The organism is Bacillus sp. BK450, assembly GCF_004364885.1.
Lineage (GTDB): Bacteria > Bacillota > Bacilli > Bacillales > Bacillaceae > Bacillus > Bacillus safensis.
In genome coordinates this window covers 47,336-64,919 of sequence record NZ_SOBQ01000006.1, presented here as the reverse complement: position 1 = coordinate 64,919, position 17,584 = coordinate 47,336, and the positions used below count along the sequence as shown (strand labels likewise).

The 17,584-nt window shown below is 43.1% G+C and carries 11 protein-coding genes; 1 reads left to right on the top strand and 10 read right to left on the bottom strand.

The features are described from left to right. Positions 1 to 47: 47 nt before the first annotated feature. The 9 genes from EV579_RS17275 to EV579_RS17235 form a co-directional block, all read right to left on the bottom strand. Complete coding sequence (locus tag EV579_RS17275; protein WP_133744934.1) at positions 48 to 1,013, bottom strand: iron-hydroxamate ABC transporter substrate-binding protein; 966 nt, start codon at positions 1,011 to 1,013, stop codon at positions 48 to 50. A 98-nt stretch (positions 1,014 to 1,111) separates the two neighbouring features. Continuing rightward, a complete protein-coding gene (locus EV579_RS17270; RefSeq protein WP_133744933.1) occupies positions 1,112 to 2,737 on the bottom strand; it encodes an AraC family transcriptional regulator in 1,626 nt (541 codons plus the stop codon). Between the two features lie 123 nt (positions 2,738 to 2,860). Continuing rightward, positions 2,861 to 3,088 (bottom strand): MbtH family protein, encoded by a 228-nt coding sequence (locus EV579_RS17265; protein ID WP_133744932.1) that lies wholly within the window; start codon positions 3,086 to 3,088, stop codon positions 2,861 to 2,863. Between the two features lie 20 nt (positions 3,089 to 3,108). Further along, positions 3,109 to 10,257: an amino acid adenylation domain-containing protein gene (locus EV579_RS17260; RefSeq protein ID WP_133744931.1), complete on the bottom strand. Its 7,149-nt coding sequence runs from the start codon at positions 10,255 to 10,257 to the stop codon at positions 3,109 to 3,111. A gap of 13 nt (positions 10,258 to 10,270) precedes the next feature. Continuing rightward, entirely contained in the window at positions 10,271 to 11,179 is a 909-nt protein-coding gene (locus tag EV579_RS17255; protein WP_133744930.1) for an isochorismatase family protein, read from the bottom strand. A 19-nt stretch (positions 11,180 to 11,198) separates the two neighbouring features. After that, complete coding sequence (locus EV579_RS17250) at positions 11,199 to 12,818, bottom strand: (2,3-dihydroxybenzoyl)adenylate synthase (protein ID WP_133744929.1); 1,620 nt, start codon at positions 12,816 to 12,818, stop codon at positions 11,199 to 11,201. Between the two features lie 27 nt (positions 12,819 to 12,845). Continuing rightward, the gene (dhbC, locus tag EV579_RS17245; RefSeq protein ID WP_044333109.1) at positions 12,846 to 14,024 is read right to left on the bottom strand and encodes an isochorismate synthase DhbC; all 1,179 of its coding nucleotides are present in this window, start codon (positions 14,022 to 14,024) and stop codon (positions 12,846 to 12,848) included. A 26-nt stretch (positions 14,025 to 14,050) separates the two neighbouring features. Beyond that, a complete protein-coding gene (locus tag EV579_RS17240) occupies positions 14,051 to 14,836 on the bottom strand; it encodes a 2,3-dihydro-2,3-dihydroxybenzoate dehydrogenase (protein WP_133744928.1) in 786 nt (261 codons plus the stop codon). A 4-nt stretch (positions 14,837 to 14,840) separates the two neighbouring features. Further along, the gene (locus EV579_RS17235) at positions 14,841 to 15,725 is read right to left on the bottom strand and encodes an alpha/beta hydrolase (protein ID WP_133744927.1); all 885 of its coding nucleotides are present in this window, start codon (positions 15,723 to 15,725) and stop codon (positions 14,841 to 14,843) included. A gap of 534 nt (positions 15,726 to 16,259) precedes the next feature. Between EV579_RS17235 and EV579_RS17230 the strand changes: the two genes are divergently transcribed. Beyond that, positions 16,260 to 16,478, top strand: coding sequence for a hypothetical protein (locus tag EV579_RS17230; protein ID WP_024424038.1), 219 nt, complete (start codon positions 16,260 to 16,262; stop codon positions 16,476 to 16,478). Between the two features lie 161 nt (positions 16,479 to 16,639). Here EV579_RS17230 and EV579_RS17225 read toward each other — a convergent pair whose 3' ends face one another. Further along, positions 16,640 to 17,497, bottom strand: a complete 858-nt coding sequence (locus EV579_RS17225; RefSeq protein ID WP_133744926.1) for a hypothetical protein — start codon at positions 17,495 to 17,497, stop codon at positions 16,640 to 16,642. Between the last annotated feature and the right edge of the window lie 87 nt (positions 17,498 to 17,584).

Below are 17,584 nucleotides of genomic sequence, written 5' to 3'. Positions count from 1 at the left end.
GGGCTAAACATTTTAGCCCTTTGTCAACCATCTGATCACGCATCTTTTTAGTTGTTTTGATCTAACCATTTCACGGCCTTATCAAGGAAGGTTGTCTTGCTTAGTGCTGTTCCTCCTTGAAGCATAGGGTCAACGGCATTTTCATTGATGTGCCCATTTTTCACAGCTTTTAGGCTTGTCCAAATTTTATTTTTCTCTAAGTCCTTCAATGCGTTCGGATTCGATGAGTTTTCCTCTTTAGAGAACTGAACAAAAATATAGTCAGGATTGAGTTCTCCTAGGCGCTCCAATGAAATCAATGCTTGTGCTTTGGCTTTTTTGATATCACTTGGTGCTGTAAAACCTAAGTCTCCATATAAAGTAGAGTTGAAGTATACGTCTTCCGGGTATACGTACAGGTCGCCCTGTCTAATGCGTAAAATGACAGCTGTTTTGTTGCTGCTTTTGTCTTTCAGGGTTTCTTTCGCTTGTTTAAGATCTTTTTGATAATCAGAGATGATGGTTTTGGCTTCTTTACTTTTTCCAGTCAGTTCACCGAGTAATAAAAGATTGCTTTCCCAGTCGGAAGAGACATGTGATACTGGGATCGTCGTTTGGACTTTATCTAGTTTTTTAATTGTTGCAGGCGGGAACTTGGTTGATCCAAGTATCACATCTGGCTTTAGTTTTAAGATTTTTTCTAGGTTCGGTTCTGTTTTTTCCCCGATGCCTTCTGTTTTTGCTGTGATGTCTTTAAATAATTCAGGGAAAGTGCCGCCTACAGTAGAAGCACCAATAGGCTCGATACCAAGTAATTTTGCATCTTCCATTGATTCTAGGCTTCCAGCAATGACAATTCGTTTCACTGGTGTTTTGAGTTTGTACGTTTGTTCTAAGTATTTGATGTTTGTTTCAGCTGCTTCAGCTGACTTGCCTTTGGTTGTGTTTGAAGCAGGTTTATTTTCTGCAGCACCACAGGCTGCTGCGATGATCGTCATGATACAAAGGATAAGCAATGCGAACCATTTTTTCATTTGTTTTCTCCTTTAACTGATAATTGTTCTCAATTAAAGATTGTAGTAGTCTTTCGTCCTTTTATCCATAGACAATGATCTGTCAAATGATGGACTTTTTACGGAAAAAAAGATAAAAGGTCCTGAATGACTCGTTGATGACTGGCTGCTGTGTATTCACGCCAAGGGTCAGACGTAAGTGGATAGACTGCTTGCTGCGTAACAGCTTTGAGATTTTGCCAAGCCTCCTGCTGCTTTAATTTTTGATAAAAAGCAATGGTTTTTGGCTCCTTATGCAGGAAAAGGAAGATGGTATCTGGATCTAGCTGTTGTATAGAGCGAATGCTGATTTCTTTTTCTATTAGCTGGCCGTCATTCTGAAAAGCTGGCTGAAGACCAATGTCTTGAAAAATCACTTCTGACATGGTGCGATTCACAGACAAATAGAGCTGATCTTGAAAGATACGAAGAGGCAGGACGGTTTTTGGTGGATGATCAAAAAGGCATGCCTTTTTCGCTTGAATGACGAGTTCCTCGTAATGAATCAGCCATTCTTCTGCTTCCTTCGCTTCGTTTAGGAACATAGCTGTTTGTCTGAATTGAGTGCGCCAATCCAATTGTGTGAATGGAACAAAGTGAACAGGACAGATGGTTTTTAACACTTGTTTTTCTTCCTCTGTCACATGATCATTGACAATGATCAGCTCAGGTTTTGTTTCCTTTAATAGCTGTAAATTGGCTTCAGCGTGCTCGTTGATCCGATGTGCACTCAGGTGAATCGGAATTTCTTCTGCATAATGCTCAAAATCATGTGCTGTCCATTTAGGGTGAAGAGGGGCAGCATATGGGATGATATGAATGGGTGTGAGCTGGCCGAGTATGGAATGGCCATAGGCTGCAATTTTCCGCTGCCGGCTTTTCATATAAGTAGAAGGGGTCATGCCCGTTTTTTTCTTAAAGATGCGGCTGAAGTAATACGGATCTTGATAGCCGATTTCAAGTGCAATGTCTTTGAGCTTTGCGCTGCCTTTTGCCATTAATTGTTTCGCTCTAGCCATCCTTTTCTTGGTGATATAATCAGTCACACTCACATCAAAATGCTTTTTAAATAGCTCACTGTAATGATTAGAGCTGATGCCAGCCATATGAGATAGACTTGTCAGGCTGAGAGGTTCTTCGGAATGTTGATCGATATATTGTTTTGTTTTGAAAAGGGCATGTGCCGTGTCACAAATATCTTCTTTATGCAGTGTGAAAAGCTGCATAATGAGCTGCTGAAAAAGAGTTTGGCTTCTAAAAAAGCTAATGGGTTCAGGTCTTTGCCATTCCTCTGTCATATCGGACAGTAAAGAATGAATTTGTTCAATCGAACTAATATCGATAAATTGCCATTTATTCAGTAAAGAACGGGCATGTTCCGTTGATACTTCTCCTATGTTTTGATCTTGCAGCGTGTAGAGCTGAAAGCGAAACAGATAGAGCTCGTGTTTTTGATAAGTCTCTGTTTTCAACATAAATGTTTCCCCAGGCATGATCGTATAGAGTGTCAGATGTTTCAATCGCCATTTTTGATCGTTCAATGTGAGTAAACCGCTGCCGCTTATGCTGAAGAGGAGGCAGAATGTATCTGATAGCTGCTGCTCCGTATGTGGAAGCTCTGCATTATTTATTTTTTCAGTATATGTTAATCGATAGATGAATTGTTCGGCATTTGCCAATGTACGTAATTGATTGTTGTTTCCCATAAAACCACCTGATCTCTTATTGATTGATAAGTATTCTCAATTAAATTGTAGCAGAAAGAGCAGAAAGATGGTGATGTTTATTCTGTCAAAAAAGCACCCTGATGGAGATCAGGGTGCGATGATTTATTCCGTTTTTCCATGCGCTAGCGCTGGTTCTTTTGTTAAACTTAATGGCTGCAAGTCCTGCCAGTGTGTCTGGATATAATCGATGCAGGCATTTCTAGTGTCTTCACCAAAGACCTTTTCCCATCCATCTGGCACTGGTGCAAATGATGGCCAAAGTGAATGCTGTCCTTGTTCATTGACCAGCACAAGAAATACACCGTCTTCACGATCAAAGGGATTTGTCATTTGTCATCTCTCCTTTATTCTTAGTGCTTTTGTTTGACCCGATGCAGTGCGTTGTCTAAGATGACACCAATTTCTGCTAGGGGTTTAGGCTGGCACATGTCTTTGTGCCGGCAATGAATGTCGTGCTGTTCAATTGTTCCGTTGATATAAGGTGCCCATGCTTCGGGATCAATTGGTGTAAACCAATCTGGGATAATGGTAGATCTAAAGAATAATATGTCCCCCTGATAAGTTTTTGGCTGATATTCTCCGAGCAATCGAACTGAATTCACATAGGTTTCTTTTAGATTTCTAATGGCATCTTCACTTAAGCTTGCTAGTGCACTGCCATCTTTTTTCAAAATGTCGACGGCACTTTTCATCGTGAGCGGTTCACCTGTTAAGGTATCTGGATCATAACCGCCGAGCGCAAGAAGAGCAATTAGTGCTTCTTCTTCATCAGGTGCTGCTTTAATCGGTAAGAAATGGTTTGGATAGGCATCCAGCATCGCAACGAGTGCGATTTCTTCACCTTGCTGCTGGAGCTGTGTAGCCATTGCCTGTACAACGTTTCCACCTAATGACCAGCCAAGAAGATGATAAGGGCCTTTTGGCTGAATCGTTTGGATGTGCTTGATGTAATCCGCAGCCATATCATCTAGTGTGTGAGGGTAGTCATCTTTTCTTGCGATTCCTCGTGCCTGTAATCCATAAATAGGGATGTCTTTCTCTAATGTATTCAAGAGACCTGCATAGCACCAGCTCAGACCACCTGCTGGGTGAACACAGAAAAGAGGATATCTTTCTCCATTTGTTCGCAGCGGGAGCAAGATGTCTAGTGCGTTTTCATCGCTTCCTGTTTCTAGTTTCTCTGCCAAACTTGCCACATTTGGTGCTTCAAACAATGTTCCAATGCTTAGTTTGACACCAAGTGCATCACGAATGCGGCTGATTAAACGAACCGCAAGTAAGGAATGCCCGCCAATGTCAAAAAAGGGATCGTCTATGCTGATTTTAGGCAAATCAAGTACCTCTTCAAAGAGATGACATAGGATTTCCTCTTTCGGGTTTCTTGGGCCGCGGCCATCCGTTTGCTGTAAATGCAATTGAGGGGCTGGCAGTGATTTTTGATCAAGCTTCCCGTTTGCTGTAAGCGGCATGGCGTCAATCTGTACATATGCCGCGGGCACCATGTAATCAGGAAGACTGACTGCTGCAAAATGACGAAAGGTCTCTGTATCGAAACGGTTTTCTTCAGTTGGGACGATATAGGCGACTAGGCGTTTGTCGCCAGGCTGATCCTCTCGCATCATGACGGCCACTTGAGCAACTGCATCGTGGCGTGCCAGAACGGCTTCGATTTCTCCAAGTTCAATGCGGAAGCCGCGTATTTTAATTTGATGATCAGCTCTGCCAATGTAATCAAGAGCCCCTTCTTCTGTCCAGCGCGCAAGGTCGCCTGTGCGATACATCCTTGTGCCAGGTGCGCCATAAGGATCGGCAGGGAATCGATCTGATGTCAGGTCAGGTCTGCCTAGATAACCTCTTGCAAGGCCAGCACCAGCTACATACATTTCACCTGTCGTCCCAGGGGGAACAGGCTGCAGGTATTCATCTAGTACGTACACATGTAAATCAGGAATCGATTCGCCTATTAAACTGCTGGAGTTCTTTGTGATCATATCTCGATTGAGTTCATTGTAAGTAACGTGTACGGTGGTTTCTGTAATGCCGTACATGTTAATGAGCTTTGGTTTACTGTCTGAGTGACGGCTGTACCAATCTTCTAATCTGCTAAGCTCTAATGCTTCACCGCCAAAGATGACATAGCGGAGTGATAATGCTTGGCCTAGTGTTTGTTGTTCCTTGTCTATCTGCATGAGCTGATAGAAGGCAGAAGGTGTTTGATTAAGTACAGTTACACCCTCCTCGACTAGAAGCTGCAGCATCTCTTCTGGAGAGCGAGAGATGGTATGAGGTACAATGACAAGCCGGCCGCCATATAAAAGTGGTCCCCAAATTTCCCATACTGAAAAGTCAAAGGCATATGAATGGAACATTGTCCAAACATCTTCTTCATCAAATTGGAACCAATGTTCAGTAGATGTCAGAAGACGGATGACATTTTGGTGTGGGATGACCACTCCTTTTGGTTTCCCTGTAGAACCGGATGTATAAATAATATAGGCCGGATGCAGAGAAGATAGCGGTTCAATTCTGTCTATATCAGCCGGATTGTGATTTGGCATTGTCAGCAATTGATCGCTCGTTTCTTTTTCGTCTAACAAAATCAAATCGCAATCAGCTGGAAGATGCACTGCATCTGCTTTTGTTGTGATGCTGCAAACGGGTTTGGCATCTTGTATCATGTATGCCAGTCTGTCTGCTGGGTAATCTGGATCAAGCGGAACATAGGCTGCGCCTGCTTTATGAACGGCTAATAAGCTTACGAGCATATCGATTGATCTAGGCAGGGCAAGTGCAACGAACTGTTCTGGTCCAACGCCTCTTTCTATTAATAAATGAGCAAGACGATTGGCTTTGTTGTTTAACTCACCATAGGTCAGCTGCCTATTGCCATACGTTACAGCCACTCGATCAGGGTATTGCTGCGCCGTTTTTTCAAATAAGGCCGGGAGACTATGTGCTTGGTCTAACTGAGCAATTGTCTTTTTGTCAGGGAGAAATGTTTGCCGCTCTTTATCTGATAAAATGTTCACTTGACCAATCGGCACGTGTGGGCGCTCAGTCACTTCAGTTAAAAATCGCTTCATTCTGTCAGCAATTGCTCGAATGGTGCTTTGTTTAAATACATCTGTACTGAATTCAAACAATCCTGTTAAACCTGCTGCTGACCCAGTTTCCGTTCTTTGTTCTGTTAATTCGATGGTCAGATCAAATTTAGCTGACCCTACTGGTTTCACGTAAAGATCTGAGTCAAGTTGTGTCAGCTTCATTTCTGCCTTCGGTGTATTTTGGAAGGCTAGCATGACCTGGAACAATGGATTTCTTGATCTGGACCGGGTTGGGTTTAGGATTTCGACTAGCCGTTCAAATGGCAGATCCTGATGCTCATAGGCTGCTAGGTCAACGTCTCGCACTCGCTTCAATAGCTCACTAAAGGTTGGATTACCAGCTGTATTTGTACGTAATACTAGTGTGTTCACAAACAAGCCTACAATGTCGTCAAGTGCATCGTCATTCCGTCCAGCAATCGGACTGCCGATTGGGATATCTGTCCCCGCTCCAAGGCGTGTCAGTAATGCTGCAAGTGATGCTTGAAGCACCATGAACAAACTCACCTGATGCTGCTTTGCAAGCTCAAGAAGGTTCTGATGTAAAGCGGGTTCAATCGTAAAGTCTATCGTCGCACCGTTGAAGCTTCCTTCCTGTGGACGCGGGAAGTCATAGGGAAGCTCAAGTTCTTCGGGCAGGTCATGTAAGGCACCTTTCCAATAGCTGAGCTGCTTGGCAAATAGACTATCCGTCTCTTCTTCACTGCCCAACAGCTTCTGCTGCCAAATAGCATAGTCAGCATATTGAACAGGTTCTGCTGGCAAGGAGATGGATTTTCCTTGTATACGGGCTTCGTAAGCAGCAGCTAAGTCTCGTGTCAATGGTGCAAGTGACCAGCCGTCACCAGCGATGTGATGCAGCAATAGAAGCAGTACGGATCGGTTTGCATCAAGCGTGAATAATTCAGCTCGAAGTGCAGGTTCTTCTTCAATCTGAAAGCTATAGCGAATGGCTTCGTTTAACTGATTCTCAATTTGTTGATCGCTTGAAGCTGTGACATGGAGTTCAGGCTGAACACTTTTCGGGTGTAAAATGACCTGTCTTGGCATGCCATTCTTATTTGGAAAAATGGTTCTAAGGGTTTCGTGTTTTTCAGTGATATCTGCCAAAGCACCAATGAGAGCTGTTTGATCTAGTGTACCTGTCAGCTGAATGACAAGTGGAATATTGTAAGTTGGACTTGGCCCTTCAAGGCAATGAAGGAACCAGAGCCGTTTTTGGGCAAAGGATAACGGAATCTCATCTGGCTTGTCTTCTACCTGAAGCGGCGGCCGAATGTCCTTCGCTTTGTCAATGTGCTGCGCAAGCTCAGCAACCCGAGGCGATTCAAAAATGGTACTCATGCTTAGGTCTGCGCCAAGTGTATCGCGTATACGTCTAAGCAGGCGAGCGGCGAGTAAGGAATGTCCTCCTAAGTCAAAGAAACTATCATCTATGCCAATTTGAGATAGGCCAAGGGTTTCTGCAAATAAACTACATAACATGTCTTCTTGTGGTGTTCTAGGTGTCCGCTCAGAACTGACTAAAGACATATTTGGTGCTGGTAATGCTTTGCGATCGATTTTGCCGTTTGGTGTAAGTGGAAGTTCTGGCAACACGACAACAGCAGAGGGCACCATGTAATCAGGAAGTAATGAAGCCGCAAACTGCCTGAGCTCTGAAGGGTGCAGAGAAGAGCCATCTGTCAGCACAACATACGCACAAAGAAGCTGCTGCCCAGGTTGATCCTCACGAACGATAACAGATGTATGCTTTATGGCTTGATGCTGCATCATTACGGTTTCGATTTCACCTAGTTCAATACGGAAGCCGCGTATTTTAATTTGATGATCGGCACGGCTGATATAATCAATCGAACCATCTTCACGCCATCTGGCTAAATCACCGGTACGATACATTCTCGTGCCTTTTGTGCTGAATGGATCAGCGACAAAACGTTCAGCCGTTAAATCATATCGTCCAAGATATCCTCTGGATACTCCTTCACCTGAAATATAAAGTTCACCAATTGATCCTGCTGGGACTGGGTTTAGTCCTTCATCTAAAATGTAAATGCTCGTATTCCAAATGGGTTTACCGATTGCCGGCCCGCTATTCTCCCGGTGTGCTGTGACATTTTCCATCGTAGACCAGATCGTCGTTTCTGTAGGTCCGTACAAATTAGTAATGTCGCATTGAAGAGATTGCAATGTGTGCAAAAGGGAAGCAGGGAGTGCTTCTCCTCCAACAAGAACACGCATACCTGTTATCACGTCAGGGTACTCATCTGCCAACGCATGCCACAACGTTGGCGTTGCCTGCATGATGGTGACATGATGAGAACGAATCATGTCTGAAAGTTTTGCTGGTTCTTGTATGGTTTCTTTTTTTGCCAATAAAATAGCAGCCCCATGTAAAAGCGGGAGGAACATTTCCAGCCCGGAAATATCAAAGGCAATGGTCGTTACCGCTAAAAGCTGGTCTTCTTGATCTAATAAAAATGAATCTTGCATGGACAATATAAAGTTGATTACATTTCGTTTTGTTACAACAACACCCTTTGGTTTGCCTGTCGATCCTGATGTGTACAGGATGTAGGCGGGGTGATGTGGAGAGCCATCGCTCCAAGTCGGATTGAGATGCGGACTTTCTGCTATCTCCTGATGAACAGTTGAATCATCCAGTTGAACGATGTGCGGATGGTCCAAACCGTCTGCTGTCTCTTTGACTGTGAGCAAGCACGCCGGTTTGGCATCTTCTAGCATATAGGCGACTCGATCGTTAGGGTAATCAGGGTCTAATGGCAGATATGCAGCTCCCGTTTTGACGACGGCTAATAGACTTACGACCATATCGATGGATCGAGGCAGGGCAATGGCGACAAATTGTTCTGGTCCAATGCCATGTTTTTTCAAATAATGAGCTAATTGATTAGCCCGCTGATTCAACTCTTCATAGGTCAAAGTAATTCCTTCAAACTGTAATGCTTTTGCTTGTGGTGTTTTGCTCACTTGTTTTTCAAATAGTTCCCGTAAAGATTGCTGTGGTAATTCTCGTTTTGTATCATTCCAGTGCTTGAGGATGTTCTCTTTTTCTTCAGACAAAAGAAGGTTGAATTGACTGATTGTCTGATCTTGCTCTAGTCCGGTTATTTCCTCCAGCAATTGCAGAAAACGCTGCTGATGAGCGTCAACTGCTTGCTCTTTGTAAACGGCAGGGTTTGCATCAAAGTCGATTTGAAATCCGTTCCCATCCGCGCGGTCGTATATGTTAATCGATATATCATCCACGGGTCCTGCTGAAAGGTTATGTGCTTGACCAATGCTCTGATCGAACATGAAATCATAATCAAATGGCATGATATTGATCTGTGGGCCAAATAATCGCTGATTTCTTCCGATGAGTTTAAAGTCTCTCCGCATGTCCTCGTGACGATATCTTTGATGAGGGCGAATGGCTTTTAGTTCCTCAGATACTTGGCGAACAAGAGCTGAGAGTGTCATTTCTGGTTTGCATGTTAAACGAAATGGTACCAGGTTCATGACCATTCCGGGTGTTTGTAAGGCGCACGATCCAAGGCGCATCATCACAGGAAGTCCTAAAACAATATCATGTGCACCAGTCATACGATGCATATATAATGCGGATGCTGCAAGGATCATTTCATGCCACGTACCACCGAAGGCTTGAGCATTTCTTTTCATTTTGCTTACCTTTTCGGCATCGAAGCCAGCCGTTTTTCTAATAAAATGATCCGACGTTCTTGGGGCAAGCTCAGCAAGGCTGACAATTTCCGGTTGATCAGTGAAGCGATTTTTCCAAAACGCTTGATCAGCTTCATATCGATTGGACTGTTGATAGGTGAGCTCCTCTTGGACTACGTCATGTAAGGATCCAAATGCTTGAGGAGGCACAGGTGTCCCTTGCGATAAGGCTGAATAGACCTCAGCAACACGACGTGCAATGAGCGAAAAGGCGAATCCATCAATGGCAATGTGATGAATGCGCTGATACCAGATAAATCGGTCGTCAGCAAGCTGAAAAAGTACTTCACGGAATAATACATCTTTCTCTAAAGAGACTGGTGTTGAAAGATCTGCCTTCATCCATGCTTTAGCCGCATCAAGCGGCTGTTTTTCATTTTGTAAATGAATCAATTGGAATGGAATTTCTTTCTTAGAAGAGAACCATTGCTTTGGACCGTCAGTATCCTCAACGAAGCGCATATACAAGGAATCTGCTTCTAAGACAGTCTTTCTAATGGCGGCTTCAAAATGTATGGGATCAATAGGACCTTTAATATCTATATACTCTGCTGTATTGAAAATAGGATTAGCTGGATCAAGCTGCTGCGCGTACCAAATACCTGATTGGGCACCGGTTAGTGGGAATGAATCGACTGACTGGATCGACAAGGGTATACCTCCTTTACAAGTAATCGATATTTGGGATAGATGGCTGCTTTTCTGGGAAAAGAAGAGTCCGCCAATGAGCGAGCGTTGGATTTGCTGCAAGCTCAACGAAATTGACTGTCTCTCCTTGCTGCCTCCACTTTTCCGCTAGGCTCATCATTCTAATAGAATCAAGCCCAAGGTAGACGAGATTCTCATCAAGTGGTATTTCATTTGGCTCGATTTGGAGATACTCAGCTACTTGGTGAACGATGGCCTCAAAGGATAAATCATCACTGTTTGCTTCTTGTCCTGTTAAATGACTGATGATTTGGTTTGTCGTTGTGGAGACTGCACAGCGTTCAGCTGCATAGGTCATCGCCATTTTGTGATGTTTCAATGAAAAGTCAGCGACGGCATCGGCGACAAAAAAGGTTTCAATATCGAGCATGAATGCTTCTGCGGCTGTCAGCATACAGCCAATATGTGCATATACGCCAGTAATGATCAGTTGATCACGCCCGCCTTCTTGAAGAATATCCAAAAAATTAGATTTCTTGAATGCGCTATAACGCCATTTTGTCAGCATTGTATCTGCTTCAGATGGAGCAAGCTGATCAATGATTTTTGTCAATGCTTCATCATCACCAAGTCCAGGTCCCCAAAAATCTGTTAATAAGGCACGATCCTTCGGGTCTTGGTCACCAGGCTGAGCTGTGTAGACGACTGGAATGCCAAGTTCATTGCATGTATTACGTAATTGTTCAATATGCTGAACTAACTCTGTGATCGGTGATGTATCTTGTTGAAATGCATTTAAAAAATATTGCTGCATGTCATGTATCAGCAGAACAGCACGTTTCGGATCAGGTATCCAGTTCACTTTATTTTCGGGTAAATCTTGTGTGCTTGGCATTGGATATGCAGGAATAGTAGGGATTGCCATGGTTTTCACTCCTCATTTTTTATACGTTGGCAGTATGGGTTGCAGCTAATTCTCTTAATGCTTTTTTACTGACTTTGCCTACACCTGTTTGTGGGAACGCATCGATCCATTCAATGCGGTCAGGAATTTTATAGGCTGCGAGCCCGCGTTCTCTTAGAAATGATTTTAAGACGTGCGGTGCTGGTTTGTTGTTTCCTTTCGCGATAACAAAGGCACATGAGCGTTCGCCAAGAAATGGATCCGGCATGGATACCATGGCGGCATCATGAATGTCAGCATGCGCAAGTAAATGATTTTCAACTTCTTCAGCGGCAACCTTTTCACCGCCACGATTGATTTGATCCTTGTCTCTTCCTTCTACAACAACATTTCCTTCTTTGGTTAATCGCACGATGTCACCAGTTCTGTAAAAGCCATCGGGTGTAAATGCTTTTTTATTTTGTTCATCGGCTTTATAGTAGCCGCGAATCGTATAAGGTCCTCTTGTTAAAAGATGTCCAGCCACTTCATGCGGGACGGGCTTGTCCTCATCATCAACCACTAGTACCTCATCATATTCAGACATCGGGCGTCCTTGTGTATGAATTATGATATGTTCAGGATCATCTAATCTGGTATAGTTGACCAGACCTTCTGCCATGCCAAAAACTTGCTGTAACTTACATCCAAGGGCAGGCATCACTCGTTTTGCTGCCTCAGCACTGAATTTAGCACCACCGACTTGTAAGACTTCAAGACTCGATAAGTCATCTGATCGATGAGGAGCGGCCTCTAGCCAAATCAATGCGATTGGTGGAACGACAGCGGTAATGGTCGCCCGTTCTTTTTCAATGAGTGGAAAGACGACATCAGGGCTTGATCCAGGTGCAAGAACGACTCTTCCGCCTGCGTATAACGTTCCAAGGACTCCAGGCGAGCTTAATGGGTAGTTGTGCGCGACTGGAAGTGTGGCTAGATACACACTTTCTTGTGTGAGCTCGCACACCTCATTGCTTTTCCAAAGACTATAAATATAGTCATCATGTGTACGAGGAATGAGCTTTGAAAGGCCTGTGCTGCCTCCAGATAACTGAAGAAATGCAATATCGCTTGCCTCTACATGAATTTGAGGATCAAGTGCTGGGTCCTTGCGAAGTTCATCTAAGCCAAGGAATTCCTCAGCTTCCCCTGCAACAATGACATGAGGTAATGAGGGAAGCTTTTCTTTCACTTGACGTGCGAGTGATCGATAATCAAAACCGCCATCAATATCTGGTATGACATATGCATCTGCTTCGGCAAACTCAATAAAATAAGTGATTTCGCTGCTTCTATGAGATGGCAGAGAGAAGACGGGTAAAGCACCGATTCGAAATAAAGCGAAAATGACTTCAAAAAAAGCAGGAATGTTAGGAAGCTGCACGACAACTCGACTTCCTTTCTGAATTCCAAGCTGATGAAAACCGGCAGCAAGACTGCTGACGCTTTCGTCAAGTTCTTGGTAGCTTATGTGCGTATCAGCGTATGTAATGGCTGTTTTATTTCCTAACGATGCGGCGCGTTCACGAAGCATACCGCCAAAGGTTTCCCCACGCCAACAGCCGTTTTCACGGTAGCGTTTTGCAAATTCTTCTGGCCATGTAGGTGGTTGAACAAACATGTTTTTGTCATCTCCTATTTATTTTTATCACTGATGGATGCCCATCGCGTGAAGCATCGTGTTGAATTTTGCAGATGTTTCAGCTAGCTCTTCTTCTGCTTTTGATCCTTTGACCACTCCTGCACCAGCAAAGAGACGGAGAGAGTGACCCTCAGCTTCTGCACAACGAATGGTGACAATCCAATCCCCATCACCATTTGTATCTGCCCAACCGATCATTCCTGTGAAAAATCCTCGATCGAAGGGTTCAATCGCTTGAATGGCTTCACGTGCATCTGCTGTAGGTGTGCCGCATACTGCGGGTGTTGGATGAAGGCTAAGTGCCAAATCAATTGAGGACACACTGGAATCTATTAAGTCACCTTTGACCACAGTAGATAAATGCCACATCGTTTCTGTTTGAATGACGGATGGTGATGCAGGCACATCTAGTGTATGACAGTATGGAGTAAGCGCTTTAGTGACAGCTTCAACAACCACTGCGTGCTCGTGTAAATCCTTCGCTGAGGTGAGGAGTTCATCTCGGCGGCGCTGGTCTTCTACTGGATCTGAACTGCGCGGCCGAGAACCAGCGAGTGGATTGGAAATCACAGATGAACCAGTTTTTGAAAGAAGCAGTTCAGGGCTTGCCCCAAGAAGTGTGCGCTTTTGGGAAGATGCCGGGTCAGCTACATTTGCAGCAAACGTATAGCCAGTTGTATTATGACGAGCCAGTCGTTCGAGTATTGTTTTCGTATGAATATCTCGATTTGCTTTGAGATGGAGAGATCGAGAGAGTACGATTTTGCTAAGCTCTCCGTTCTCAATTTTAGCTAATCCTTCGTTCACACCATTCATGTAGACCTCTGGAGCGGGGACAGGTGTCACCTCATAGGATGGCGATGCCGCTTCTGACTCCTCATCACCTTGTTGAAATTCGAGTGGATCACTAAACTGTACATGGACTGGTACATTTAAACGAACGGGCTGCGCCGGATCAAATGGGACAGCACCAGCCACAATCGGTGTTTGGATACCAGCTTGTTTGGCATCGTCAAATACATGCGCTACCCTTGTGGATAGTTCATTTAGCTGATTGGTTTCAATATGCTGGAAAATCCCTTCGGCAAGTATCGTGCGTTTAGGTGAAGCAAGAAAAAAAGCGCCTGGCTGATAGTCTTGCAGCAACTGTATTTTTTCTTCTGACGACAATAATGAATGTTTCATGAAAAGGCCTCCTTTTAAATGAAATGCTAGATTCCGAGTGTTGCGCCGCCATCAATCGTGAGGTTCTGCATCGTAATATGACTGGATTGCTCAGATGCAAAGAAAATGACTGCATCAGCAATGTTTTGAGGATCAGCGATTTTTTGTAAAGGAATACCGGTTTTATACGTCTCTAATGAGCCTTTAATTACCTGATTTTCTCCTTGTTCATCAGACCATAAAGCCCATTGCATGGGTGTTGCGGTAGAGCCGGGAGAGACGACGTTGCATCTAATGCCATAGGCAGCCAGCTCTAAACCAAGTGTTTTTGTAAAGGAAGTAGCTGCTGCTTTTGAAGCGGCATAGGCAGCCATATTCATTCTAGGAATGGCACCAGCGTTAGAGCTGACAGTCACAATGACCCCTTCTGATCTTTTCATCATGTATTTGGAGACAGCTTGAGATACGTAAAAGACACCATGTGTGTTGACTGCGAAAGTTTGTTGCCAGTCATCTGCACTAAGCTGGTCAATAGAACTGATTCGAAGAATGCCTGCTACATTGACCAGTAAATAAATAGAGCCAAGCTGCTTTTCAATTTGATCGACAATATGCTGAACAGAAGCTTGATCGGTGATGTCACCTGGATAGGCAAAGGCACGTATGCCTTCATCCTTCATTTGCTGGACGGTGCTTTGCAGCTGCTCTTCATTTGCGTCAACTGCTGCAATAATCGCACCTTCTTCGGCTAGTCTTTTTGCGACTGCTTGTCCAATACCTTGTCCTGCGCCTGTGATCAAGGCAATTTTTTGAGATAGACCATTGTATTTCATGTGTTCACTGCCTTTCCTTCATGTCTGTGGTTGTGAAAGGATCATCATGATAGAATGCAAAACGAAAAGCGTAATTCATCAGCACCGGTAAAACGGACGTATGTCCTTCTTCAGGGAATTCGTGATAGGACGTATGCAAACCATATGCGGTTAAAGGCAGCATACGATTTGCTAGTCCATGTGCATGATCATTCATTTGACATGGATGATGTTTTTCTAACTCACCTACACCTACAAGCAGCCTGACATTCATAGACATCTGACGTATATGGCTGGTGAATTGGTGTTCTTTTTCTAGAAATAATTCTTTGTTCCAATGGATAGAAGGACTGCCCGCAATATATGTCTGATAAGCATCAGGGTGCTCAAATAGTGTGTGTAATACAAAAAGACCGCCAAGAGAGTGTCCAAACAGTGTTTGACGACTCTGGTTGATCGGAAAGCGCTGCTCGATATAAGGCTTTACAAGCTTTTCTAAAAAAGAAAAGAACGCAGAGGCCCCGCCATATGTATGGTTGGAGAAGTCCTTTCTTTTGCCACCAATGGAAGCGTCAGGGCCGGTAAGAGTGAGATCATAATGCCTGAGCGGATGATAGGGAGCTTCTGTCTGATAGCCAATTCCAACAATGATGGCAGGTACGACACCTGTTTTTTCAGGCCTTCTTGACTGTAAACGAAGTGCTTCGACCATTGTGCCAAAAAGTGAATTTCCATCAAGCACGTACATGACTGGAAAACCAGCCGCTGGAGGATTTGTATTCGGTTTAAATATAAAAAGTCTGTAAGGGTGTGCTGTGATATCCAGTTGCTCCGTCCCAGGTATAAAAAAAGGACGGCTTTCTCTGAAAAGAGAATCCTCAGTACCCATTCCTTTAGGGCGTTTGGACATGTGTAAAATATCCCCTTCCTCAAATTGACTCTCATATGCTGATAAAAGCAGGCTTGCGGATATAGGATGAGTGTAGAGATTGAAGAATGGTCCCTTCAAATGAAAATGATTCTCAATTATCACGCAAGCAAATCAAATGATAATGGTTATCAATTATGAAGTCAAATGTTCATTAAGTGGTGTAATTGATCATTTGATCTAAATTTTCGTAAAATAAAGGACTAAATAACTACCAAATGAATGGAAATAAGGAATGCCGGACTGAGTCATTTAAAAAGAGGAGAAATACCAAAAGACCTTGACCGTCACGGGATATTTACCATTTTCTTCTGTTTGATTCAGGAATATATATAGGTTTTTCTTCTTGAAATCATTTTGAGGAAAAATAAGTCTATAGACCTTCTTGTATTTTTAGGAAAAAAGAGGAGAATTTTTCGAAAAGCTGGTGAGCATATCTCACAACTTATTCAATCTCATGCGTAAATTCATATACAATTTTCTAAGGAAGACAAGATCGAAGGGAATGTAGGCAGAATGAAAACTCCATTAGGAAAGCTAAGGCTAAAACTGCTTGAACATCAGCTCAAACTGAAAAATACGTTTACAGTGGAAGAATATCAAGAAATGAAGCAATCATTACATGAAATACGGATGACATTTGCGGCCTATGAACAATGGGATTTATACCAGCGAGCCACCGATATGATCACCATCCTCCTCTTTCAACACGCCCTCAAGCAAAACCACCATTAACATTTTCACTTTTTATGAGCAGCGTATTTCTTATGGAAGCACGGTGCTGTTTTAAAGTTGGCCAAATATCATATAGCATCAAAAATGCGGCAATGAAAAAAGTAAGGGATGTCCCCTTACTTTTTGATCAATCGGTGTACATGTCTGTAAACACCATTCAATTAGAATCCATCTGTGACATCATATTCGTAACGAATATCGGCTTTGACATTGCTCATAGTAGATCTCGCAGTAGCCTTTGCGTTGTACTTAAAGCTCCATTTTTGAGCCACTTTTAATTCATCTTCCAGTGAAATACGATAGGATCCACTTGTTGCAGATGAAACAAGTGATGTGTACCAAATATTACTTTCACTAGCCATCAGTTTGTGTGTGACATTTCCTTGGTTAGGCGATTGGGTACTAGTCGTTGAAATCGATTTAACGACAGCACGTTTAGGAACTGTGGAATTATTAGTTAAATCCATTGTAATGACTGAAGAATCAACTCCTAAAAAATTTAAAGAAGAATTCCCCAAGTTAGTAGCAGTCCCCGTAAAATTGAATGTCCCATTCCCAGATTTGATACGATCTTGGATGGAGACAGTAAAATACATATTTCCCGTATATGTCCCACGGGTCACTTTCACAAAATAAGTTTCTGAAGTTGAAGTAACTTCACCAGTGTTGGCAAAAATAAATGGCGTTATTGAATCAGGATTAATAACTTCGGACCCTGTCCTAGAGTTTTTCGAATTATACACTTCGATTTTCATCCCTGTATATTGCTTATTATACGAACTTCTTACATAAACCCTTTCACCTTTATTGATCGTGAATTGATAATACGCTTCATTTTCACCTTCAGGTAAGATTGTCGTATCTGGACGACTATATTTCCAATATCCCATTGAGCTTGCTGTGTTAGGACTGTTATTCCCCGTAATCGCTGCTTCTGCTGAATGAGGTGCAAAAAAACTAGTAATAAGCACTAACAATAATGCAGGCAATAAAAAACGTTTGAAAATAGCATTTGTCATATTTTAACCCTCCTTGTAATAATTACTATATCGGATCAAAACTAACAAATTTTAACTTAATTGCCGATATATTTAATAATCACTAAT